Annotated in this window: 19 protein-coding genes and 1 pseudogene; 9 read left to right on the forward strand and 11 right to left on the reverse strand. The window is 59.0% G+C overall.

Features of this window, described 5'->3' with window-relative positions:
• Positions 1-120: 120 nt before the first annotated feature.
• From SBC1_RS33980 to SBC1_RS33990, 3 genes are all read right to left on the reverse strand, one after another.
• A complete protein-coding gene (locus SBC1_RS33980; RefSeq protein ID WP_165104681.1) occupies positions 121-483 on the reverse strand; it encodes a type II toxin-antitoxin system PemK/MazF family toxin in 363 nt (120 codons plus the stop codon).
• Entirely contained in the window at positions 483-737 is a 255-nt protein-coding gene (locus tag SBC1_RS33985; protein WP_165104682.1) for an AbrB/MazE/SpoVT family DNA-binding domain-containing protein, read from the reverse strand. The genes SBC1_RS33980 and SBC1_RS33985 overlap by 1 nt, the downstream gene beginning before the upstream one ends.
• Positions 738-921: 184 nt before the next feature.
• Complete coding sequence (locus SBC1_RS33990; RefSeq protein ID WP_165104954.1) at positions 922-2430, reverse strand: MFS transporter; 1509 nt, start codon at positions 2428-2430, stop codon at positions 922-924.
• A 301-nt stretch (positions 2431-2731) separates the two neighbouring features.
• Here SBC1_RS33990 and SBC1_RS33995 point away from each other — a divergent pair, with 301 nt between their 5' ends.
• The 3 genes from SBC1_RS33995 to SBC1_RS34005 all read left to right on the forward strand — a co-directional run bounded on the left by SBC1_RS33995 (position 2732) and on the right by SBC1_RS34005 (position 5545).
• The gene (locus tag SBC1_RS33995; RefSeq protein WP_165104683.1) at positions 2732-3208 is read left to right on the forward strand and encodes a universal stress protein; all 477 of its coding nucleotides are present in this window, start codon (positions 2732-2734) and stop codon (positions 3206-3208) included.
• A 120-nt stretch (positions 3209-3328) separates the two neighbouring features.
• Complete coding sequence (locus SBC1_RS34000) at positions 3329-4069, forward strand: helix-turn-helix domain-containing protein (RefSeq protein WP_165104684.1); 741 nt, start codon at positions 3329-3331, stop codon at positions 4067-4069.
• Positions 4070-4201: 132 nt separating this feature from the next.
• A complete protein-coding gene (locus tag SBC1_RS34005) occupies positions 4202-5545 on the forward strand; it encodes an SUMF1/EgtB/PvdO family nonheme iron enzyme (RefSeq protein WP_165104685.1) in 1344 nt (447 codons plus the stop codon).
• 60 nt (positions 5546-5605) lie between these two features.
• Here the strand turns inward: SBC1_RS34005 and SBC1_RS34010 are convergent, their stop codons facing one another.
• Positions 5606-6748 (reverse strand): serine hydrolase, encoded by a 1143-nt coding sequence (locus tag SBC1_RS34010; RefSeq protein WP_241202327.1) that lies wholly within the window; start codon positions 6746-6748, stop codon positions 5606-5608.
• A gap of 56 nt (positions 6749-6804) precedes the next feature.
• Positions 6805-7515 carry a hypothetical protein gene (locus tag SBC1_RS34015; protein ID WP_165104686.1) on the reverse strand — a complete coding sequence of 237 codons (711 nt, stop codon included), beginning with the start codon at positions 7513-7515 and terminating at the stop codon, positions 6805-6807.
• Positions 7516-8117: 602 nt separating this feature from the next.
• On the opposite strand from SBC1_RS34015, the gene SBC1_RS34020 reads away from it, so the two are divergent.
• Both SBC1_RS34020 and SBC1_RS34025 read left to right on the forward strand, forming a co-directional pair.
• Complete coding sequence (locus tag SBC1_RS34020; protein WP_165104687.1) at positions 8118-8543, forward strand: hypothetical protein; 426 nt, start codon at positions 8118-8120, stop codon at positions 8541-8543.
• A gap of 9 nt (positions 8544-8552) precedes the next feature.
• The gene (locus SBC1_RS34025) at positions 8553-8912 is read left to right on the forward strand and encodes a hypothetical protein (protein ID WP_165104688.1); all 360 of its coding nucleotides are present in this window, start codon (positions 8553-8555) and stop codon (positions 8910-8912) included.
• Positions 8913-8988: 76 nt separating this feature from the next.
• Here SBC1_RS34025 and SBC1_RS34030 read toward each other — a convergent pair whose 3' ends face one another.
• From SBC1_RS34030 to SBC1_RS34045, 4 genes and pseudogenes are all read right to left on the reverse strand, one after another.
• Entirely contained in the window at positions 8989-9858 is an 870-nt protein-coding gene (locus SBC1_RS34030) for an ABC transporter substrate-binding protein (RefSeq protein WP_165104689.1), read from the reverse strand.
• Positions 9859-10296: 438 nt separating this feature from the next.
• Positions 10297-11439: pseudogene (locus SBC1_RS34035) on the reverse strand (cysteine desulfurase family protein); the annotation flags it as partial.
• A gap of 336 nt (positions 11440-11775) precedes the next feature.
• A complete protein-coding gene (locus tag SBC1_RS34040; RefSeq protein ID WP_165989138.1) occupies positions 11776-12765 on the reverse strand; it encodes a PDR/VanB family oxidoreductase in 990 nt (329 codons plus the stop codon).
• Between the two features lie 83 nt (positions 12766-12848).
• Positions 12849-14390: a Rieske 2Fe-2S domain-containing protein gene (locus SBC1_RS34045; protein ID WP_165104691.1), complete on the reverse strand. Its 1542-nt coding sequence runs from the start codon at positions 14388-14390 to the stop codon at positions 12849-12851.
• A gap of 244 nt (positions 14391-14634) precedes the next feature.
• On the opposite strand from SBC1_RS34045, the gene SBC1_RS34050 reads away from it, so the two are divergent.
• Entirely contained in the window at positions 14635-15327 is a 693-nt protein-coding gene (locus SBC1_RS34050) for a GntR family transcriptional regulator (protein WP_165104692.1), read from the forward strand.
• 22 nt (positions 15328-15349) lie between these two features.
• On the opposite strand, the gene SBC1_RS34055 is transcribed toward SBC1_RS34050, so the two are convergent.
• Together SBC1_RS34055 and SBC1_RS34060 are read right to left on the reverse strand one after the other, a co-directional pair.
• Positions 15350-16711, reverse strand: a complete 1362-nt coding sequence (locus SBC1_RS34055; RefSeq protein ID WP_165104693.1) for an MFS transporter — start codon at positions 16709-16711, stop codon at positions 15350-15352.
• Between the two features lie 118 nt (positions 16712-16829).
• Positions 16830-17681, reverse strand: coding sequence for a class II aldolase/adducin family protein (locus SBC1_RS34060; protein WP_165104694.1), 852 nt, complete (start codon positions 17679-17681; stop codon positions 16830-16832).
• Between the two features lie 147 nt (positions 17682-17828).
• Between SBC1_RS34060 and SBC1_RS34065 the strand changes: the two genes are divergently transcribed.
• The 3 genes from SBC1_RS34065 to SBC1_RS34075 are packed head-to-tail and all read left to right on the forward strand — an operon-like array spanning position 17829 to position 22334.
• On the forward strand, positions 17829-18746 hold the full coding sequence (locus tag SBC1_RS34065; RefSeq protein ID WP_165104695.1) for a LysR substrate-binding domain-containing protein: 918 nt from the start codon (positions 17829-17831) through the stop codon (positions 18744-18746).
• A gap of 59 nt (positions 18747-18805) precedes the next feature.
• On the forward strand, positions 18806-21451 hold the full coding sequence (gene acnA, locus SBC1_RS34070) for an aconitate hydratase AcnA (protein WP_165104696.1): 2646 nt from the start codon (positions 18806-18808) through the stop codon (positions 21449-21451).
• Positions 21441-22334, forward strand: coding sequence for a GntR family transcriptional regulator (locus SBC1_RS34075; RefSeq protein ID WP_165104697.1), 894 nt, complete (start codon positions 21441-21443; stop codon positions 22332-22334). Before acnA ends, SBC1_RS34075 begins: the two co-directional genes overlap by 11 nt.
• Positions 22335-22365: the final 31 nt, after the last annotated feature.

The raw sequence follows: 22365 nt of genomic DNA on the forward strand, positions 1-22365 counted from the left end.
GTGGACGTTTGGCGGTCCACCTCCGCGAGATCCGCGTTCGGAAAGCGAGTAACGATCAATTCAAACGCTGTTTGCAGCGTGTCAGCCGCAACTTGGCCGACGTCGCTACGCTTGATTTGCCTAGTCGCAAATGGCGATGATCTGGTTCAACTGCTCACACGCTGCTGCAAACACGTCATCGGGTGCATGCTTCCACGGATGGGCCTTCGCTCCCCGCGCTCGCCAATCAAAAGATTTGGGCTGGTGCCCAAGCACGTAGCTCGTAACGTTTCTCGGCCCCTGGAACTTGATCGCAAACGGATTTGTTTTGTTGAACGCCGCTGTCGTCATGGGTAGTCCGATAACGATCCCGGTGCGCTCGTTGAATGGCTTCGGTGACAAGACCAGCATAGGGTGCATATCCTTCATCTCGCGACCGACCTGAGGGTTGCAGTCAATCCATATAATGTCGCGTCGATCCGGCACCCACGAAGCTACTGCCATCAAAATTCCTCCGCGCCGATACGGCCCGTGGCCATCGCCTCACCGCCGTGCATTGCAGGATCGAACTTCGCCAGTTTCTCCGCGAGCGTGAGCTTGCGAGGACCCACCGGCTTCACCGTCACGCCGATCTCGTCAGTCGTCACCTCGACCTCCTGACCGACCTCGAAATGCGCAGAGCGTGCGATCGCGGCAGGGATGCGAACAGCCAGGCTGTTTCCCCACTGCTGGATGGTGAGCGTTGCTGTTTTTGCCATGATCCCAACCTCCCTTTCGACGTTGAGACAAGTCTATACGCTTTACGGGCAGGTTTCAACACGTCTATACGACTTAAGCACCCTTGTGATCAATGATGCGTCTGTGTCAGCAACCCGGCATTAACCCACAATCGCTAACTCGGAGCCCAGTACCCCAGAAACCCGAGCGCAAGCGAAAATCACCCTACCCCTTCCGAAACGTAATGTGCGAAACCCTCCGCACCATCAGCACGGCCGACAACGCCGCGACCGCGGTCAGCGCCACGCCAATGTGAATCGACTGCACGAGCACCTCGCGGGCGCTCTCGATCATCGCTGGGCCGTCCAGCCCGGCCGGCACCAGATCGGCCAGCAACTTCCCCCGCAACACGGAATCAATCAGGATTCGCGGATCGTCAAATCTTGGCAGCCACACGGTACTAGCCGGCTCGCCGAGCACTCGCAGCGTGCGTGTAATCACATCGCGATAATGATGCTGCACGATCACCGCGACCACGCTCGTCCCGAGCATCCCGCCGACCATGCGCGTGGATTGCAGCAACGCCGTGGTAATACCGAAGCGCTCGCGACCGGCAATCTCCTGCCCGAATACATTCAGGTTGTTCAGCACGAAACCCAGCCCAATACCAATGCCCGCCATCGGAATCTCGATCCAGATATGCGGCGTGGAAGCATCGGCGAACGCCAGCGCAATACACGCGAATAACAGCAACGTGAATCCAATCGACAAGATGAACGTAGGCTTGCGCAAATGAATCACAATGCGCGTGTTGATGAAACTGCCAATGGCAATAAACATTGCAATCGGCGTAGCAAGTAATCCAGCCTCCTGCGGCGATAAACCAAAACCACCCTGCAACAAAAGCGGCGCAAAAAAGATCAGCGAAAACATCACGAAACCCGACAGCGTCGACAACGTGAATAACGTAACAAGCTGCGGGTCTTTGAAGAGGTCGAGCGGAATGATCGGATGCGTTGCGCGACGCTCACATATCAACAACGCTACCGCGCCGCCAGCCACACACGCGGCCAACACCACGTTCCCCGTGGTCAGGCCGCTCTTCGGCACCGCTTCAATGAACGCCTGCAAGCCGCCCAGCACAAGGGCAACCAGCACCGCGCCCAGCCAGTCGATCTTCACCTCACCCTCGCGCGGCCGATGGAAATTCGGCAAATGCGCCCAGATGAAATAAAACGCGGCAATTCCCACCGGCAGGTTGATCAGGAAGGTCGAGCGCCATCCCCAATGCTCGCTCATCCACCCACCCAGCGACGGCCCCGCCGCCGTCCCAATCCCATACGACGCCGCCATGACCACTTGCCAGCGCACCCGCAAACGCGGATCGGGAAAGAGATCGGGAATGGATGCGAACGCCGTGCCGACCATCATCCCGCCACCCACGCCCTGCAACCCCCGGGCGATGACCAGGAACAGCATGTCGTTGGCCACGCCGCACAGCACCGAAGCTGCCGTGAACGTGATCACCGCGGCAATCACGAACCGCTTTCGGCCGAAATAATCGCCAAGCCGGCCGAATACCGGCACCGTCACCACCGACGCCAGCAAATACGCGCTCGCAATCCACGCGTAATACTCGAAACCATGCAATTCCGCGACGATCGACGGCAGCGCGGTACTGACCACGGTCTGGTCAAGCGCGACCAGCATATTGACGAGACCAATGCCGAGCATCGCGAGAAGCGCGTGGCGAAAAGGCAGTGGAGAGGTGGATTCGGGATGCGGCGGGGAGGCGGACTGAGGCACGGGCTGGAAACTAGGAGAGTAAAAATAGAGGGAATCGATACAAACATCACGCCCCGGATTGTATGACGTCATTATTTCATCCGGTTGGTCAGGATCGAAGGGTTGTCGATCAAGGGGAACATTAGTCGGATTATTACTGTCGTACATTTGTAAGCCAGGCAATCAGACGTGACCCGTTTCATCGACTTAAACACCGTCGTTTGCATTTCAACCGCCGAAGGAGAACCGTATGTTCAAAAGAATCGTCGTGGCTATTGACGGCAGCCGCACTTCGCGCCGCGCATTCGAATCCGCGCTCGAACTCGCCGCCACCCACGGTGCGGTGCTGCAGCCCTATTACGTGGTCGAAAACGCGCCGGTCTATTACGACGTGCCGGGCTACGACCCCTCCATCCTGCGCGATGAGCTCGCCGACCAGGGCGCCAAACTCGCCGACGAAGCGAACGCTGAGATGAAACAGCGCGGCGTGCAGGGCGCAGTGGCAATTGCCGAAGGTTCGTCGGTGGACGATGTCGCGGAAATGGTGCTCGCCGCCGCCACGGCGTTCAACGCGGACCTGCTCGTGATGGGCACGCACGGCCGCAAGGGCTTCCAGCGGCTGCTACTCGGCAGTGTCGCGGAAAGGTGCCTGCGCCAGGCGACGCTGCCGGTGCTGCTGATTCCCGCGAGCTCCGGGACCGGCGCAACGACTGGCGCAAAGTTATAAAAAACGCCGAGGTGGACGAGCGACAGCGCTTTCACGCGACGTTTTGCCACCCGGGGGCGGATCGCATCGATGGGACAATTTCCTTGTTCCAGATCAAAACGAACTAAAAGCGAGCGAACCATGCAAACCGTCCACGAGGCCCCAGTTCCTCTGCCCAGCGCCCCCTCGCGCCACGCCGCTCATTGCTCGACCTGCGCGTTGAAGCACTACTGCCTGCCTCAAGGCCTGTCCCCCGACGACGTCAACAGGCTCCAGAGGGTTATCGTCACCGCCCGCACGATCAAGCGGGGCGAAACTTTGTTTCGCGTTGGCGATACGTTCGATACCCTCTACGCCATCCGCTCCGGCTCGATCAAAACGGTTGTATCAACGCCGAACGGCAACGGCCGCGAACAGGTCATGGGCCTTCATCTCGGTGGTGACGCACTCGGCCTCGAAGGATTCGATAATGGCCGGCACGCGTGCCACGCCATCGCCCTCGAAGACAGTTCGGTCTGCCTGATCCCCTATGTGCACTTTGAGCGCGCCTGCCGCGAAACCAGCGCGCTCCAGCGCCGCCTGCTGCAGTTGCTGAGCCGCGAAGTCGTCCGAAAGGCGACCCAAACCCTGATCCTCGGCACGTTGCGCGCCGACGAGCGGGTTGCCGCCCTGCTGCTCGATCTCTCCGCCCGGCTGACCCGCCGCGGTTATGCGGGCAACGAGTTCAACCTGCGCCTCACGCGCGATGACATGGGGAGTTTTCTCGGCATCACGCTGGAAACGGTCAGCCGGACGCTGTCGCGTTTTCAGGCGAAGGGCCTGATTGAAGCAAACGGCAAGCTCATCCACATCCTCGACTTCGACGGCCTCCGCGCGATCTAGCTTCCTGGCCCGATTCTTCGGCCGCTTCTCCGGCCCCGCTTCTTTGGCTCGCGTGTCATCCAAGCAGGCTTGGCATGCCCTCTGCTACGATTTATCGTTCTGCATCGGCCCATGCCCGGAGACAAGAGCGAAATGAATCGCGAACCTACCCCGCTGCATCCGCTGCTCGTCCGTCTGCGCGAAGCGCGCCAGACCACTGACGCGTTGTTCGCCATCGTCAAACCCGAATTCCTGTATGAACGCCCGATTTCCGAGCGGCATCGGATTGTGTTCTACATCGGGCATTTGGAGGCCTTCGACCGCAATCTGCTCGATCAGCGGCTCTTCAACCTGCCCAGCCCGAATCCCGAGTTCGACCAGTTATTCGCGTTCGGCATTGATCCCGTCGATGGCGGCCTGCCGAGCGATCAGCCTCAAGACTGGCCGTCGCTCGCCACAATTCGCGCGTATGTGCAGCGGATTCGCGATGACATCGACGCGCGTTTCGATCCTGTGCAAATTACAAAACGTGCAGATAAGCAAGACAATCCCATCGCTCTCGAAGCCACGCCCGAGACGCTGCTGGAGGTCGCGATCGAGCACAGGCTGATGCACGCGGAAACGCTCGCCTACATGTTGCATCAGTTGCCGCTGCATCAGAAAACCGGACCCGCGGTCACCGAAGACACCGCGGAGCACCCGCTCGACGAGACCCTGCCAAGGGAAATGGTCCACGTGCCTGCGGGCAGGACCACGCTTGGTCTTCCGCGTGACGGCGGCACGTTCGGCTGGGACAACGAATTCGGTGAACATCGCGTGGATGTGCCGGCGTTCGAGATGGATCGCTACATGGTGACGAATTCGGACTGGCTGGATTTCATCGATGCCGGCGGTTACGCGCATCGCGATTACTGGCGAGACAGCGACTGGGTGTGGAAAGAACGTGAAGGCATCGATAAGCCGGCGTTCTGGGTGCGTGAAGATTCGTCAGCGGAATCAAGGGGATCATTGAAAGGCTCACGCTGGAAGCTGCGGACCATGTTCGCCGAGATCCCCTTGCCGGCCGACTGGCCGGTGTATGTGAGTCACGCTGAAGCCAGCGCGTATGCAAAATGGGCGGGTAAGTCGCTGCCAACAGAAGCGCAATGGCAACGTGCCGCCGAGGCCGCCCCGCTCGCCCAGCAGGGCAATTTCGATTTCCGCCGATGGGAGCCATCACCGGTTCAGGCTCACCCGGAGAATCGCAGCGCGGCGGGCGTAGTGGGGCAGTTTGGCAACGGCTGGGAATGGACATCGACGACCTTTGGGCCGTTGCCCGGTTTCGAGCCGTTTCCGTTCTACCTGGGTTACTCCGCGAACTTCTACGACGACCAGCATTTCGTGCTCAAAGGCGGCTCACCGCGTACGGCAGCTTGCATGCTGAGACCAAGTTTTCGTAACTGGTTTCAAGCGCATTATCAGTACGTGTACGCAGGATTTCGCTGCGTGCGAGGGTGATGGCAACACCGGGTTCATCGGCGTCCTGAACCCGGACCATTTCTGTATTTTGCGTGGGGCTCATGGCTCGGGGCCAATGTCCGTCGCAGCCTCTGCGGACTCGGTCAGCCACACGAGCTTCTCCATGTTCGACTGGTGCATGCTCTTCGACGTAAGCCGGATATCGACCCGGTTGACCACGACCAGATCAAGCGACGGCACAATGACTGCGTATTGCCCGTGGTTACCGTCAGCCCAATAGGTCGCCCGCAGAAGAGCCACCTTCGGACCGCGCGGACCGCTTGCGGGCGTGCTCGTCCACCACATGTATCCGTAGCCGCCCGTAGGCGTATTGGAATAGGAATGAGTCGATTCGGCGACCCAGCTTGCGGGAACAATCTGCCGGTCACGCCAGCGGCCGTCGTGCAGGTACAGCAGTGCAAAGCGCGCTAAATCGCGGGTACTCATGTCAATTGGATACGCCGGATATAGGGTAGCAAGTCCGCCCGAAACATAGCGCCCGTCCGTTGGACGATAGTCCTGCATGCCGATCGGATCCGCAATATCAGTTCGCAGTGCTTCGAAGATGTGCTGACCGGTCGCCTTTTCGTAGATCGCGCCGAGCGTGTTGAAATCCCAGTTGTTGTAGTACCAGAACGTACCCGGTGCGTGACTGCCGCGTGGCGGCTTGGACGCCTCCATCCCTGCCGTCTCATATACCGTGGGATGATAGACACCCGAGCGCGCTTCGAGCAGCATGCGCACGCTTGCCTGCTTCTCGGCGGGTGTCAGCGACGGCTGGTTATCGTCTATACCGAGCTGCTCCAGCGTCTCGTCCGGATGGATCTGGCCTCGGGCCACCGCAATTCCAATCAGGGCGCTCATGAAGCTCTTTCTCCCCGAATAGAGATTCGACCTCCTTGAAACATCGCCCCACTCAGCGACGACCAGACCATGCTGAATGATCATGCCGGATGTCGACCCGTCCCGTTTTGCGTAGGCCACGGCCTGGTCGATTCCTTGCGGCGAGAAGCCTAGCGCTGCAGGGTCCGCCCGAGTCCATTCAGCGCCGGGGAACGGCGACTGCGCGCTGTAGTCGCCAGGAGCAAGAGCCGACGCAGCGGCCGATTCTGGCGGCGGACCCGACGCGCACGCGCCAAGCATCAATGCGAGCGCGATTGAACCGTACACGCCGGATAAAGACCTGATGAAGTTGCTTGCCATTCGCTCTCCGTGATAGCTACGAACTTCTGGTTGATCATATGACGCTACCAGCGGATCTATTGCGCCGGCACGTCATGCGCAAAATACTTCACGGCGTTGGGCCAAGCGCCGGGATGCCATTTGAAAGCGGCTCGTTCCGACACCCGAAAATAATTGCGCTCCCCGGACTGAGTCATCAGCACACCACTTTCCCTGATCTGCGCCTCAGTACGATCCGAGGCGCGCACGATGCCGATATGGCCGGAGTGATGCGGATCAGGCGACTGGTAAGACACCACGACCAGCTTGCCCATGTTGGCGAGCGCCTGGGCCTGCTCTGGCGTGTCGACGCTGTACCAGCCTGCCTTGCGTCCCCGCGTGCTGTCAAACCATGCGGTCTGCGCATTGGCAAGCAATTCCTGCGCGTGACCCGGCGGACGCAGCATGTAGACGCCGACACGTTCGCCCATCGCCGCGGCAAGCGCACTGCAGTGCGTGTCGGCCTCGCGCCCTTTGTAGTCAGCCGGCTCGTCAGGGACACCCGTCTCCCAGTTCACATGCCGGTGCTTTGACCAAAGATTCTCTACGTCGGACTCGTCAAGAACCTTGAGAATGTTGCGTGCGGCTGGGGTGATCGGGCCGCAGCACGGACCGGTTTGCGACACCGTGACCGCCGGTGGAGTCTGGACCTGTGACTGTGACTCGTCCAATGCACAAGCGCCAAGCGACAACGCGAGCACGCTCAGTGCCACCGCGTTCGCCAACGGCTTCGTGATGTCGTTCGTCATCCCCGTTCCTTAATTTTTTTATGAGCAGCCTACTGTTCGCGATGTCCGTGTAGATGTTGACGATATGACAGATGGGTGACCCTGCCTTTTGCAACCTGTTCGTAACGGTCCTCGGAGCCAATATTCACGTCGGTATCATACGCGTCGACGCTGACGAACAGCCAAACGCCTCCCATCGGGCGGACCCGCGGCAGTCGGTTAATCGCGTCCCGCACGTCAGGAGTGAAGTGCCCCGTATAGTCGCTCGGGCCGCCCGCCATGAACGTGCTGGGGCAGGACAATCACTCCCGGATAAGATATCTTTGGTTCTGCTACTCATTCCACCAACCGCGTGTAAACGCTTGAGGTCGGTGCGTGCACTTCGCTTACCCTGGCGTAAGGATTTCCTGATAGTCAAAAAGCGGCTATTCCGAGAGAAGTTTCAGCGCGTCCCGACTTAGCAACCCAGGCTCGCAAGGCTAGGATTGATACCTGGACCGTGAAGCAGGGAAGGACGTCTGCTGCATAGCGTGCCGATATTTCCGATGTCAGCTGAGCCTTGGCGATATCGAAGAACCGAGGACACCAGATATTAATCCGTGTGCCTGCCAAGGAATCCAACCATGAAAACGTTGCGCTTTCTCACTCATCAGGAAATCTTTGATAGAGCCACACGTCACCTCTTTAGCCAAGGTCATACCGGGCTGCCGCCGCGTGGAGAAGGCGCCTGCCGCGGGTATTGTGGCGGATGCCCGGTTGGAAATTTCATCGCCCCGCGCGACCATATACCCGCCATGGATGGCATTCCGGTTCTCTTCGTCAGTGCATCCGCGCCCGCGGCGCCCTCTTACATGGTCGTGGGCATCATGGCGCTCAAGCGGGCGCTGCTACGCTCGCAAATTAACGTGTACGACCCATCGACTATCGAGTTGCTCGGTTATCTTCAGAACGTCCACGATGTCCTCGACAAACGCGAATGGCGCGACAGTCTGGCATCGGTTGCGCGGCAGTTTGGCCTTTGCGCCGACCTTCTCGAACATGCGGCATGAATCGCGCCCATGCTAAGCGCTAAAGAAATTTTTGAACGAGTGAGCGCCCATCTGCTAACCCAGCGCGCCGTCTCCGAAGACGAGAACGGATCGTGCCGGCTGCGCGGCAACGACGGCCGCAAGTGTGCGATCGGGTCGCTCATTCGCGATGACCTGTACTGCTTCGAGATTGAAGGCGCCGGCATTGCGTACTATCGGCATGCACGCGACGGCGCGCTTCTTCGGGCGCTGTATGCATCCAACGTCGACGTCTCCGATAACCAAATTGTCGACCTGCTGACAGAACTCGAAGAACTACACGACAACGCCCACGTTGACGAGTGGCCGCAACTGCTCATAGCGCTCGGTCAGCGGCATGCGGTGATCTGACGGCCTCAACTCGTCAGAGCGGTGGATCCGAGGTTGGGTAAAGCCGTGACCCACATGACAACAATACCGGCTGTTGTCAGTGCATCCAATATTCGTCTGGAATCCTGCGGTCCGCTTCGGAAAGATACGGGTTGTCGAGGCGGATAAGCTTCCTGCCTGCCAGGTTCGCTCGTTTCAACGGATTCTGGATATACGGATGAGAGTTGAACAACTTCATATACGAGCCGTCGCGATACGCCGCGGCGAATCCTTTCTCTATTGTCGCGGCGAGTTCCTTCTGGCCCCGCGCAACATAGAACAGAAAATCCGATCGATATAACAGCAACAACCTGTTCTCGACCACAAGGTCCGGCACTACCTGCTCGCGCGCATCAAGTTCGGCAAACGCTTCGATAACGCCGCGAGGGAAGTAGTCAACCCGTCCGCCCTGCGTCATCGTGAAAAGCGTTTCGTAGGTCGAGGTTTGCACGTTCAAGCCGGCGCGTCTCATGATTTCGGTATCGATCCACCCGAGTCCCTGCCCGGCGGTCAGCGCTTTCAGGTCATCCAGGCTGTTGATCCTGTCGAAATCCGGTTGCCGGTCCTTTCTTATGATGAACACCCGATAGCCGATCAAGCCCCGATGAATCGGAATGTGGACAACATTCAACCCGCGCTCGGCCTGCGCGTCCATGCTTGTCCAGTGCAGGTTGATCGTGTCATCGTTTGCAAGCTCGGCAAGCGCCCGGCCTCGCTCCATGACGACTTTCGCTTGTCGGATCGTGTAGTCGGCATTGGCCGCCTTCATCGCGAGATCAAGGACCGCCAGCGCAAAGGGGGCATGCACGTCCCCACCGGGTCGAATTTGCGGGTAAACGATATCGAAATGCTTCACCTGCGCGGCACGCGCGTTGAGCGCCATACCCGCAGCACTGAAAGCCGCCAATAGGAAGCGCCTGCGATGCATAGATGGATTGCCGGTTGACACTGGGATCACGCAGAGTTTTCGCTAGCCTGAACTCGAGCGGACGTTCATTGTGTCATACCATGTTTTTTGATCACCGGACAGGCACCTATAGCAGTTTCGACATACTTATCAAATGACCAAAGCGAACCGGGATAGTCGATGAGCGTATCTGTCGCGCCTTTATTTGAGTCAGGGTTAAGACATTTCAGTCCGAAGAGCTCCTGATGATATCGTCGAGCGATACCAATTATTTTGTTTTACTAACTAAATCAGAAATAAATCGTGTGATCTCCGTGCGCTCAAGGTGCGATCGCGAGCTTTACCAATTCGACTTTCTCATTCGAACGCGATCGCTATAGAAGCACCGAAAAGGCGTCCGTGTTATTTCACGCACTGACGCCTTTCACTTAGACAATACAGACCTTACTGCACCACGAGGCATTGGTCGACTACCTGCCGAATGCAGGTAATGGCTCGATCCACGTCCTGCTCCGCGGTAAAGCGCCCAAGGCTTATGCGTATTGTCCGGGCCGCTGCTTGCTCATCAAGTCCAATCGCACTCAATACGTGCGAGACCGAGCTAGAGGCCGAACTGCAAGCAGACGTGGAAGAGATGGCAAGATCCGCGGCGAGCATGAACGGAAAAAACCCCGCGCGGTCAACTCTCAAGCTAAGCGTATGGGGAAGGTGTACGCCGTCGCGCACATTTTTCTTAACACCATCGATCGAGAGGATCCCGTCCAGCAGCCGTTCGCTGAGCGCGGCGATTCTCGCTGTATCGGCGTCCATTTCCGCCCTGGCGATTGCGCAGGCCGTGCCCATGCCCACGATCTGATGGGTAGCCAGAGTCCCTGAGCGCAGGCCTCTTTCATGCCCTCCCCCGTGCATCTGCGGTGCAAGCCGAGTGGCCGCTTCGCGAGCGACGTACAGTGCCCCGATGCCCTTCGGTCCATAGACCTTGTGGGCGGACATCGACATGAAATCAATCCCCAGAGCCTTGACGTCGATTGGTGTCTTGCCAAGCGCTTGAGCCGCGTCCACGTGCAACAATGCACCCGCGGCATGAACGATGGGCGCGATCGCCGCGATGTCGGTGACTGTTCCGATTTCGTTGTTGACCAGCATGAGCGAGACTATGCCCGTGTCTGGCCTTAGTGCTGCGCGAACCGCAGCGGCCGTGATGGCGCAGCTTTCATCGGGCGCGACATAAGTAACTGAAAATCCACGCTGTTCCAGGCTGGCGGTCGTATCCAGGATGGCCTTGTGTTCAATCCGGCTAGTAACAATATGCGGCAACGTTCCGCTTACTTCAACAAATCCCTTCAGCGCGAGGTTGTTCGACTCCGTCGCTCCGGAAGTCCATATGATCTCGTCGGCGTGCGCGCCAATGAGCGAGGCAACTTGCTCACGCGCTTTCTCTACCATGCCTCGTGCCCGCGTACCGGCGGCGTGCGAGTTCGACGCCGGATTGCCAAACACCCCGTCTATTCCCAGGCAATTGACCATTGCAGTGATGACACGTGGATCCGCAGGAGTGGTCGCCGCGTAGTCGAAGTAATGGAGGTCAGCGCTCATCGTTATTCAAGTTTTGGAGGAGCGCCAATTTTAAAGTTAAGACCTGAAAATAATTTCCCAAAGATTTCCCTGATTTTCCCGACACGTAGAACGAGATCGGAGAAATAGTCGATATGTTAGATTTTTATTCTACGTCCTGTTCGAGCCGCACGCGTCCGCCGGCTGCTAAGCCGCGGCCCATCCCCTTGCTCACGCACCAGGCAGTGGCGGGGCAATGTCTCGCGAAACGACCAGCCTGAATCACCTAGTACATGAAGTTCGGGCGCCTTGATGGCAAGCATTTGAAGCCGCTTGAACAGGCCCTTCGCGTGCAACCATGGCCGCAGCATTGCTGCCTCCGAACTAAAGATCCAGCACCAGCTCCCGGCTTGACGCCCGCGATACACAACAAGTCAGATACTCTCGCTTCTCGTCGTCGCCGAGAATGCAGTCGTTGTGTTCCACCTCGCCCGATAAATACCGCACCTTGCAAGTGCCGCACAATCCGGCCCTGCACGAGGTTTCAATCGCCACGCCCGCCTCTTCCAACGCATCGGCAATGCTCTGGTCGCCTGACACCGGTATTTGCTGCCCGGTGCTGGAAATCTTCACGATGAACTCGCCCACAGCCGCCGCAACGGTTTCGCTCACGGCCCGCTCTGGCGCCTTGAAATGTTCAAAATGAACCGTTCCGGGCTGCCAGTGCCCAGTCGCAGCAGCGCACGCTTTCATGAACCCGCCGGGGCCGCAATAATAGACGTGCACGCCGGGGGCGGTCTCGCTCAACAAGCGCTTTAGATCCAGCCCCTTCGACGGATCACCATTATCGAAGTGAAATTTCAGCTTGCCGCTTGCATGCAGCGGCGCAAGCTCGGCCGCGAATGCCGTGCAGCTTTCATCCTTCGCGCAGTAGTGCATCTCATAGTCGATGCCCAGGTCTTCAAGCCGATGCGCCATCGATTTCAACGGCGTCACGCCAATACCGCCAGCTAACAAAATGACCTTGCTGGCATCGGCGGCAAGTTCGAAGTTATTGCGCGGATAACTGATGCGCACCTTGTCCTGCACGCGCAATCCGTCGTGCAATGCTTTCGAGCCGCCCCTGCCCGTTTCGTCGCGCAATACCCCGATCACATAGCGATGCCGTTCATTTGGCGAATTGCTTAGCGAGTATTGACGGACCAAGCCATCGTTCAAATAGACGTCGATATGCGCGCCCGCAGTGAACGCGGGCAACACTTTGCCCGATGGATCAACGAACTCGTAGGAGTTAATGCCCCTGCCTTCAAAGCGGATCTGACGCACCATCAGCTCAAGGGTGCGGGCGTCCGCCGGACTGTCTGAACTTGCCATAGCATTTCCTTGCACGACCTGGTTGCAGGCCTCTATAGGGGCCGGGCAACATGTGTGTTGCCCTTACCCTTGTGATGATCCGCTCAGCTCTTGACCGACGCCTCGAGCGCATCGAACTTTTCTCGCACAAACACGGCCCGCTCCTCGCCCTTCAGCGTCTCGCTTTCCGTCAGAATCGCGACGATGCGCTTCGTCACATTGCGGCGGTTCGCCACCTCCTGTTCGACAGTCTCGCCTTCCGGGATATCGAACACATTGCCAGAGCAATAACTATTCGGCGCGCCCGCGTTGGCACGGAACCATTGAGCAAAGTTATCCGCCGACGCCGCCGGGTTCGTACCGCGTACCGCATCACGCAGCATCTTGCGGAACAGGAACAAGCCGGCGTCGAACTTCGTCGGATTCTCTAGCGCATGCACAGCGATCGGCCGCTGACTGATGATGGCTTCGTAATCGCCCGGCGCGTATTGAGCGTCCTTGTAGTTCTCCCGCTCGCGATGGTTCGGCGGGATGGGCGGCAAGTCCTCCAGCTTGTATTTTCCGAAGCGCTCGGGACGACGCATGGCCACTTGTCCTTCAAGGAAGTCGATCGACTCGTACCCCACCAGCGATTTATCGCAGATGCCGCGCGTATCAATGCCCGGCCCCATCACGCGCCAGCCGATCATCTTGCTGTTTTCATCGTCAACAGGAACGGTCCAGCGAATGATGTGGAAGCGGCTGAACAGCTTCTTCTTCGAACCGTCTTCCGAGGTATAAGCGTGCAGGCTCAGATTAGGCAGGACCTGATGCTGGACGCGCACGAACAGCCTGTCTTTATCGACCCGACGCGCCCCCGCGCAGGCGAGACTGCGCCCTTGCTGCACGGGCACGAAATGCATGTCGGGTGCGACCTCCATGGACTTCGCGCCGACTTCGTCGAACGTCGTGCCCTGGTACTTGCCGTTCACCACGTTCTTGCCTGCGTGAAGCGCGGTCGGATGGTAATTATCCGCGGCGTTGTCCTGGACTTGCAGCCAGTTGCAATGCTGGAAGTTGCTGTACGCCACGAGTTCATCACCGGGCGCGACGGTAAAGTCTCCCTCCCATTCCGGGAACGGCGGCTCCTTGTCGGGTGGCCCCATGTAAGCAAACACCAGGCCGTTACGCTCGACGGCCTTGTACGCGCCCTGCTGGATCGAACACGCGTATTTCTCGGCTTCCTTTTCTTCGCCATTTGGAAACGGCACGTGAAGGCAGGTACCGTCCACATCAAAAACCATACCGTGATAGCAGCACTTGATGCCGTGCTCCTGGATCGCACCATATTCCAGCGATGCCCCGCGATGAACGCAATGCGCATGCAGCACGCCCACACGACCGCTGCCGTCGCGAAACGCGACCAGCTCTTCACACAGGATCTTCAGGTAACGCGGGGTATCGGTGAGTTCGATCGACATGCATACGGGATGCCAGAACGCCCGCATGTATTCACCCATCGGCGTGCCAGGACCTGTCTCGGTCAATTCCGGATCGTGACCCGGAACCTTGTTGGTGTAATAACCGCCAAACGGCACAAGTTTCTTCTGTACCACGCCGCCACCGCCGCTTTTCTGACCTTCTGCTTTGTCTGACTTGATGTTCATGGGGATCCTCTGCTGGGTTTATCCATCGTGCGGAGCCGGGTTGTCGTCCGCCTCTCTTATCTTCATGCTTTAGATTCTGAACTCCGAACTCTGTATACAAAGATACGATTCGAAGTACCGCGCTGTCTCTACAGGTAAACGCTTGGTGCCCTCCGTTTCACGCTATCCGGTCAATCCGTTTGACGCTGTCCAGCGCCAGCCTGTAACCTGTTGAACTCAGTATCCAAACTTACCGAGAGCCATCATGGTCGCCAAACTTCTGAAGCTTCAGGCCCGTACAGACTATGTTGATGAAGTCTATAAAGTGCTGCTCGACGCCATCAGCGAAGGATCGCTCGCACCGGGAACCCGTATCACGCAGGAAGAAATTGCCGACCAGCTTGCTGTGTCCCGGTCGCCCGTTTTGCAGGCGCTGCGCCTGCTCAAGAAAGACGGGCTCGTACAGGACGCACCGGGACGCGGACTTCTTGTCACCCCGCTCGACCCCACCTGGATCGCCCATCTTTACGAGATCCGCGGCGCGCTCGATTCTCTCGCCGCGAGTCTTGCAGCGCAACGCGGCGCAAAGCTCGACAAAGCATTGATCACGCAAGGGCGCCGTGCGTCGAAGGGTGACGACGTTAAAGCCATGATCGACGCGGACTGGGCTTTTCATTCTGCCATCTACCTTGCATCGGGCAATCCGTTGATTGTGGAAACCGCGCATCTTCACTGGGTTCATCTGCGCCGTGTGATGGGCGCCGTGCTGCAATCGTCGGCTCAACGCAAATCCATCTGGGACGAACACGCAGCGATTGCCGAGGCTATCGCCGCGGGCGACGCGCGACGCGCAGCCGAGCTCACCGACTTGCACACCAGCCGCGCCCGCGAGAACCTGGTACGACGCCTGGGTGAAGTGCTGGGAGACGAACGCGAAGACGCGGCGCACTTGCCTTGAGCAACTTCTCTTATGTGCTGTATCAAGCACGTGTCTGCACGCCGCTTTCCATTACGTGCTCAGTGCCCTTCATCGCTTCACGCTTGCGGCTGTTCACGAGTTTGGCGGGCACCGTGAATACGAGCGCGCTGCCAATGATCAAGCTCACCGCAAGCCCGAGCACGCCGTTTCCTGTCGATCCCGTCGCGGTCTGGATCAACCCGATCACATAGGGGCTGACCACGCCCGAGATGCTGCCTACCGAGTTGGCAACAGCCAGCCCGGCCGCTGCGGCCGCACCGCCAAGAATAGCCGGGGGCAGAACCCAGAACTGTGAGATCGTGGTCATCACGCCCATCGTGCCGAAGGTCAACGCAATCATTGCAATCGGCGTGGAATGCGCATACGAAACGCTGAAGTACAGACCCACCGCGCCCACAATACCCGGCAACGCAAGATGCCAGCGCCGCTCGCCGCGAGCATCCGAACTATGGCTGACGAGCACCATGGTGACGGCCGCCGCAGCATAGGGAATCGCGCTCAGCAATCCAATATCCAGCGGATCGGCCACGCCACTCGCCTTGATCAGCGTAGGCAGCCAGAAGCTCACGCCGTACAGGCCCATCGTGAAGAAGAAATAGATAAGGCTGAGCAGCAAGACCTTCGGATGCATGAGACCGTCTTTCACGGAATGCAGTACGTGAGCCGAACGTTCCTCGACCAATGCGCTTTCGAGGAAGGCTCGTTGAGGTGCGGAAAGCCACTTGGCGTCGCTGACTTTGTCGTCGAGATAGACCAGCGCGATCAGCCCGAGGATCGCGGTCGGAATGCCTTCGAGCACGAACAGCCATTGCCATCCGGCAAGCCCATGCGCGCCGCCCATGTGGTTCATGATCCAGCCGGACAGCGGGCCGCCGACCACCCCCGACATGGGAATGCCTGTCATGAACAACGCGGTCACCTTGCTGCGCCGCGACGAAGGGAACCAGTACGTGAGATAGAACAGGATTGCAGGAATGAAACCCGCCTCCGCCACGCCGAGCAGGAAGCGCATGATGTAGAAGCTCGTTGGCGTTGTGACGAACATCATGCCGGCGGAAATGATGCCCCACGTGATCATGATCCGTGCGATCCAGCGCCGCGCACCCACCTTCAACAACAGCAAGTTGCTGGGCACTTCGAACAGAAGATAGCCAACGAAAAACACGCCCGCACCAGCGCCATACACGGCATCGCTGAAATCAAGGTCCTTGAGCATTTGGAGCTTTGCAAATGCCACGTTGATGCGGTCCAGATAAGCGCACAAATAACATAGGAACAGGAACGGCAATAGTCGCCACGTGATCTTGGAAAACGTGGATGCTTCGTCGCGTTTGCTCAATGCGGCCGGACTAGCGGGATTCATGTATTGTCTCCTGGGGTCGGATAAAAGCGGGACGCCGCCCCGCTCGTGACGGTGGCCGTGTCGTCCCTGCTTAAAGCGAAATGCGTCTTGTGTGCGCAGCGTTCAACGCATGGCGTGATCAGTCAAACATGTCGGGCTGCCTGGCAACGAGGTCATTCCAGATCGTCTGGAAATGCAGCCAGCCGATGTATTCGCTCCCCACATGCTCGCGGCTATATCGTGCGCGGTCCGGCGTGACGAGCTTCGGCACAATGCCGGTTGCGTCAATCAACAATTGCTGATGGCAGCAACGTTCCAGCGCGATAAACCAGAATGCTGCCGACTCTATGCTGTGACGGCTCGCCGTCAGCAAGCCGTGATTCTGGTGAATGGCAGCTTTCACGCCCTTGAACGCATTCGCGACTTTGTGGCCCGCCTTCACTTCCACCGCGACCTGTCCGGCTTCATCGCCGATCACTACATGGTCTTCGAAAAATGCGGCGGCATCCTGCGTGATCGGCTCGAGCTTTTTGCCGAGCGCCGCGAATGCCGTGCCGTATACCGTGTGCGCATGGCACATCGCCACAATGTCCTGATGCATTTCGTGAACGGCTGCGTGCAACACAAAACCCGCCCGATTGATCGCATGATTGCCTTCGACCACACGGCCTTCATGATCCGCGCAAATCAGGTTGGACACCTTCACTTGCGAGAAGTGAATAGCCATCGGATTCGTCCAGTACAAGCCGGGGTTTTCCGGATCGCGCACGGTCAGGTGACCGGCAAAACCATAATCGAAGCCCTGTTGCGCGAACGCCCTGCACGCTCCGGCCAGGCGTTCCTTCAAGTGCTGCCGATGCGCCGCGGGGTTCGCGAACGTCGGCAATTCTGGAAAGATCAGCCCGTCTTGCTCCGGCTGATAAATCGATACCTTGCCATCCTTCACCAGCTTTACCGATGCGTCGGGACGCGCTTCCATGACAGCCGTCATTTGTTTATCTCCTGTAGATCAAGTGGGATTGTTTCCAGGGCTTCATGGTCGTCCGCTTGACCCTCATTGACAAACGATGACTGTTCATAGAAAGATGAACAGGATTCATGCATCGACAAAAAACATTCCAACGGAGACGGCAAGCGCATGCGACGGATACCGAATTTCGTGCTGCTGCGCGCTTTCGAAGCGGCTGCGCGACTTGAAAGCTTCACGCTGGCCGCGGAGGAGTTGCATCTGTCGCAGTCCGCGATCAGTCATCAGGTCAAGGAACTGGAGGCCTATTTCGGCTTGCCTTTATTTCATCGACGCAACCGGCGCGTTGAGACCACGGCTGAAGGCAGAAGGCTTTTCGACAGCCTAGGGCGCGTATTCGACGTAATCGAGGCCGCATGCAGCGAGGTCGCTTTATCACCCCAGGCGCAGGTGCTGGCCGTTCATTGCGCACCGAGTCTTGCGGTGAAATGGCTGGGTCCGCGCCTGCCTAAATTCATGCAGGCACATCCCGACATCACGATCCGGCTTTCATCGGGCGCAGAACCGATCGATCTTACGCGCATGCATGAAGTCGATATCGCCATCTCTTATGGCATGGCCGTCGAGCGTCCCGGCCTGCGTGTGTATCCGCTCGGCGCCGAGCGGATCGTGCCAATGTGCTCGCCCGGCATGTTGCGCGAAGGGGTTTCTCTCGAGCAGCAGATTGTCGACTTCACCCTGATCGATTCGCAACTCAGCCGCGTGACATGGCGTGACTGGTTCACGCTGAATGGACTGGACTTTCCGAACAAGCCTCGTCCTTCGTTTGATCGCGGCGCGCTGGCCATATCCGCCGCGGTCGACGGCATGGGTATTGCGCTGGAAACCACGCGTCTGGCCGAACGCGAATTCGCGCGCGGCGAACTGGTCGAGTTCGGTGAAGGGCACTTCAAACCCTTCATGCGCGAGACCCACTTCCTGTCGTACCGGACGAACGAACGCAACCTCGACAAGGTGAAGTTGTTCAGGCTCTGGCTCGCCGACATAGCGGGAATGACCGCAGAGTGGCAAGCCGACGCCGCGTTGTAAACACATCCCGCTACGAGTCAACATTGCATTTTAAATTATAAAAATGCAAAATATGACGGATGGAAAATACTCGCGATTTCAATTCCGAAGCGCGGCTGACGGTCGGCAATGCGTCGCTGCGGTTTGTCGACTTGCCGGGCATGTTCGGTGAAACGCTCTACCGTCTGCCCGTCGTGCTGCGCCTGTTGCTCGAGAACGTGATTCGAAATACGGATGGCGACGAGCGCGGGCTTGCGGTCGAAGGCATCATCGAATGGCTGGAACATGGCACCAGCGAAGTCGAAATCGCTTTCCAGCCGGACCGCGTGCTGATGCACGATACGACAAGTACGCCGGCGCTCGTTGACATTGCCGCCATGCGCGACGCGTTGGCCGAAGCCGGTGCGGACCCGGGCGCGCTCAACCCCGTTCTTCCAGTCGATGCATCGGTCGATCACTCCCTGGCAGTCGAGTATTTCGGCCGGCCTGACGCCGCGCCAATGAATCTGCAGCAGGAACTTCGCCGAAACGCGGAGCGCTACCGCTTTCTTCGCTGGGCGTCGCGGGCATTGACCGGAGTGCGCATCCATCCCCCCGGCACGGGGATCATGCACACCATCAACCTTGAGCAACTGGCGACCGTCGTATCGGTCCAGGAACGCGACGGCGAGCGTTGGGCTGTGCCAGACACCCTGATCGGCACGGACAGCCACACGCCCATGATTAACGGTATTGGCGTGCTGGGTTGGGGCGTGGGTGGCCTGGAAGCGCAGACCGTGATGTTCGGCATGCCTGTCATGCAGCGCATCCCGGACGTGGTCGGCGTGCGCCTGACCGGTGCGCTCGAGCCCGGCGTGCTTGCCACCGACCTTGCGTTGACGGTGACGCAACGGTTGCGGGAGATTGGCGTTGCTGGCGAATTCGTCGAGTTCCTTGGTCCGGGCGTTGCCACGTTAACGGCGGGTGAACGCTCGGTGGTGGCGAACATGGCGCCGGAATACGGCGCTTCCACAGGCTTTTTCCCCGTCGACCACACCACTCTGGATTACTTGCGCACGACCAATCGCAACGCGGCTGCAATCGCGCTCGTCGAAGTGTTCAGCAAGCGGGCGGGCCTATGGTTCGATCCTGCAGCCGAGCCGGTTTTCACGCGCACCATCGAGATCGACCTGAGCGCGATACGCATGCATGTTGCCGGTCCGCGACGCCCTCAGGATCTGCTCGATTACTCGGCTACATCCGCGGCACTCGATACGCTTGCGTTCACACCGCAAGCACACGCGCCCGGCATGCCGAAGCACCCTGTCGCAATCGCGGCCATCACGAGTTGCACGAACACGTCGGACCCCGCCTTGCTGATCGCCGCCGGCCTCGTGGCCCGCAAAGCGCGCAAGCTGGGCTTGACGGTGCCGGGCTGGATCAAGACATCGCTTGGGCCCGGCTCGCCCGCAGCAGCGTTGTATCTGGAGCGTGCCGGGCTCATCGACGATCTGTCGGCGCTGGGTTTCGATATAGTGGGTTATGGCTGCACCACGTGCATTGGCAACTCCGGCCAGCTCACCGAACCCGTAAAAGCCGCACTAGCAGCCAAGGCAATTTATCCAGTCGCCATGTTGTCCGGGAACCGGAATTTTCCCGGCCGCATTCATCCCGACCTTGATCTCGGCTTCATCATGTCGCCGCCGCTGGTCGTCGCATTTGCGCTGTCAGGCGATGCGCAAGCCGATCTGAAACACTACCCTGTGCAGATCGCGCCAGATGGCACACCGGTCTTCCTGAGCGATTTGTGGCCTACGCGAGAAGAGGTCGCCACGTTTCTTGAACAGGCGGCGGACCCGGCCGACTATCCGCGCGCGTTCGCGATCGCCAGCGAGAATCCCGCGTGGCATGGCATTGATGCACCTGCCGCCTCGCAGTTCCCGTGGGACTCACAGTCGAATGCGTTAAGACGTCCGCCGTTCGCGGCCGTGACCGAAGGTACGCAGCTGGGAACGTACAGCGCCTACCCATTGCTCGTACTCGGCGACGACATCACGACCGACCATATCTCGCCCGCCAGCGCCATACCGAAGGACAGCTTCGTCGCGGACTTCCTTGTTGCCCGAGGCGATGACCGCGACGACCTGAACGTTTTCGCATCGCGTCGCGGCAACTGGGAAGTCATGATCCGCGCGGCGTTCTACAACAAGTCTCTCGTCAACCTCTTGCACCCTGGCGCGCCGGTCGCTCATACGCTGCACGTTCCGAGCGGTGACATCAAGCCGATTCACGAAGTCGCTGCGCAGTATCGCGCGCAAGGCGACGCTGTCGTGCTCATCGCAGGCGAACGGTATGGCACGGGTTCTTCTCGCGACTGGGCGGCAAAGGGCCAGCGCCTGCTTGGAATTCGCACCGTGCTGGCGGTAAGCTTTGAACGGATTCACCGGTCGAACCTGATCGGCATGGGCATCTTGCCGCTTCGATGGCCAACAGGCATCAGCCCCGTTACGCTGAACATCCAGCCCGGTGACAAGGTGGAAGTGAACGCGCCGCCCGAGACGGTCACGCCGCGTTGCAAGGTCGACGTAAAGATTGTACGGGCGGACGCTCGCGTTGAATCATACGAGGCGACGGCAGCTGTTGAAACGCAACTGGAAATCGCGTTGCTGCGCTGTGGCGGCGTCATTCCGCTTATTTTGCAGAAGACCCTGGCCGCTCAAGGTGAAAAAGAGAAGCATGAACGATAGATCGATAGCCGCTCAAATCGTCGAGTGGATCAGGACCGAAGAGATGGAGGTGGGCACTCATCTGCCCGCGCAAAAGATAGCGGACCTTCTTCGGCTGTCCCGCTCGCCGGTCAACGAAGCCCTCTCGCTGTTGCACGAAAAGGGCGTGTTGAGCCGCGAGCCCAATCGCGGATTTTTCGTGGCAAACCCTGCGATTGAATTAGCGACGGAAACCGCGATTTCGATTGGCTTGAGCGGCCCGGACGCGATCACGAGCGCGTATTTCCGTATAGCAGATGATCGCCTGAAAAGTGCATTGCCCGACGAGGTGTCGGAGCAAATGCTGAAGACCCGTTACGGACTGACGGCGACGCAGCTAACAGCCGTTCTGGGGCGCATAGCGCAGGAAGGCTGGGCCGAACGCAAGCCGGGGTACGGGTGGCAATTCTCGGCCATGCTGACGACGCCTGACAGCTTGATGAAATCGTACCGCTTGCGTCTGGCGCTTGAACCGGCTGCGCTTCTTGAACCTGGATACCGGTTGGACCCGAAGGTGCTCGAGCGCTGCCGTGCGGCGGAACGACATCTGCTGGACGGCGGTATCGAGACCGACACGGCGGATCAGTTGCACGATCGCGGCGTTCGCTTTCACGAGTCATTAGTCGAGGCATCCGGCAACGCGTTTTTCATCGATACGATCAAGCGCGTGAACCGCGTTCGCCGCCTGCTTTCGTACCGATCGATGCAGCACCGCGAGCGGTACAAGAAACATTGTAAGCAGCATCTGCATATCCTGGCGCTGCTTGAGAAGGAACGTAACGAAGAAGCCTCCGCGGCGCTGCGCGAACATCTTCAACATACGCTCGATGCACTCTCGCGCATCAGCAACATCCTCAAACCATAGGTTCGGTTTGCACCAACCTTCCATTGCTCAA

The organism is Caballeronia sp. SBC1 (assembly GCF_011493005.1).
In the GTDB taxonomy this organism is placed as follows: Bacteria; Pseudomonadota; Gammaproteobacteria; order Burkholderiales; family Burkholderiaceae; genus Caballeronia.

Bases quoted from the DNA above. Each gene is read 5' to 3' on its own strand.
- SBC1_RS34000 (WP_165104684.1), top strand. From the start codon at position 3,329: ATGCAAACCGTCCACGAGGCCCCAGTTCCTCTGCCCAGCGCCCCCTCG.
- SBC1_RS33995 (WP_165104683.1), top strand. From the start codon at position 2,732: ATGTTCAAAAGAATCGTCGTGGCTATTGACGGCAGCCGCACTTCGCGC.
- SBC1_RS34040 (WP_165989138.1), bottom strand. From the start codon at position 12,765: ATGGCAAGTTCAGACAGTCCGGCGGACGCCCGCACCCTTGAGCTGATG.
- SBC1_RS33980 (WP_165104681.1), bottom strand. From the start codon at position 483: ATGGCAGTAGCTTCGTGGGTGCCGGATCGACGCGACATTATATGGATT.
- SBC1_RS34055 (WP_165104693.1), bottom strand. From the start codon at position 16,711: ATGAATCCCGCTAGTCCGGCCGCATTGAGCAAACGCGACGAAGCATCC.
- SBC1_RS34075 (WP_165104697.1), top strand. From the start codon at position 21,441: ATGAACGATAGATCGATAGCCGCTCAAATCGTCGAGTGGATCAGGACC.
- SBC1_RS34060 (WP_165104694.1), bottom strand. From the start codon at position 17,681: ATGACGGCTGTCATGGAAGCGCGTCCCGACGCATCGGTAAAGCTGGTG.
- SBC1_RS34010 (WP_241202327.1), bottom strand. From the start codon at position 6,748: ATGGCAAGCAACTTCATCAGGTCTTTATCCGGCGTGTACGGTTCAATC.
- SBC1_RS34030 (WP_165104689.1), bottom strand. From the start codon at position 9,858: ATGCATCGCAGGCGCTTCCTATTGGCGGCTTTCAGTGCTGCGGGTATG.
- SBC1_RS34050 (WP_165104692.1), top strand. From the start codon at position 14,635: ATGGTCGCCAAACTTCTGAAGCTTCAGGCCCGTACAGACTATGTTGAT.
- SBC1_RS33990 (WP_165104954.1), bottom strand. From the start codon at position 2,430: ATGCTCGGCATTGGTCTCGTCAATATGCTGGTCGCGCTTGACCAGACC.
- SBC1_RS33985 (WP_165104682.1), bottom strand. From the start codon at position 737: ATGGCAAAAACAGCAACGCTCACCATCCAGCAGTGGGGAAACAGCCTG.
- SBC1_RS34025 (WP_165104688.1), top strand. From the start codon at position 8,553: ATGCTAAGCGCTAAAGAAATTTTTGAACGAGTGAGCGCCCATCTGCTA.
- SBC1_RS34020 (WP_165104687.1), top strand. From the start codon at position 8,118: ATGAAAACGTTGCGCTTTCTCACTCATCAGGAAATCTTTGATAGAGCC.
- SBC1_RS34005 (WP_165104685.1), top strand. From the start codon at position 4,202: ATGAATCGCGAACCTACCCCGCTGCATCCGCTGCTCGTCCGTCTGCGC.
- SBC1_RS34015 (WP_165104686.1), bottom strand. From the start codon at position 7,515: ATGACGAACGACATCACGAAGCCGTTGGCGAACGCGGTGGCACTGAGC.
- SBC1_RS34065 (WP_165104695.1), top strand. From the start codon at position 17,829: ATGCGACGGATACCGAATTTCGTGCTGCTGCGCGCTTTCGAAGCGGCT.
- acnA (WP_165104696.1), top strand. From the start codon at position 18,806: ATGGAAAATACTCGCGATTTCAATTCCGAAGCGCGGCTGACGGTCGGC.
- SBC1_RS34045 (WP_165104691.1), bottom strand. From the start codon at position 14,390: ATGAACATCAAGTCAGACAAAGCAGAAGGTCAGAAAAGCGGCGGTGGC.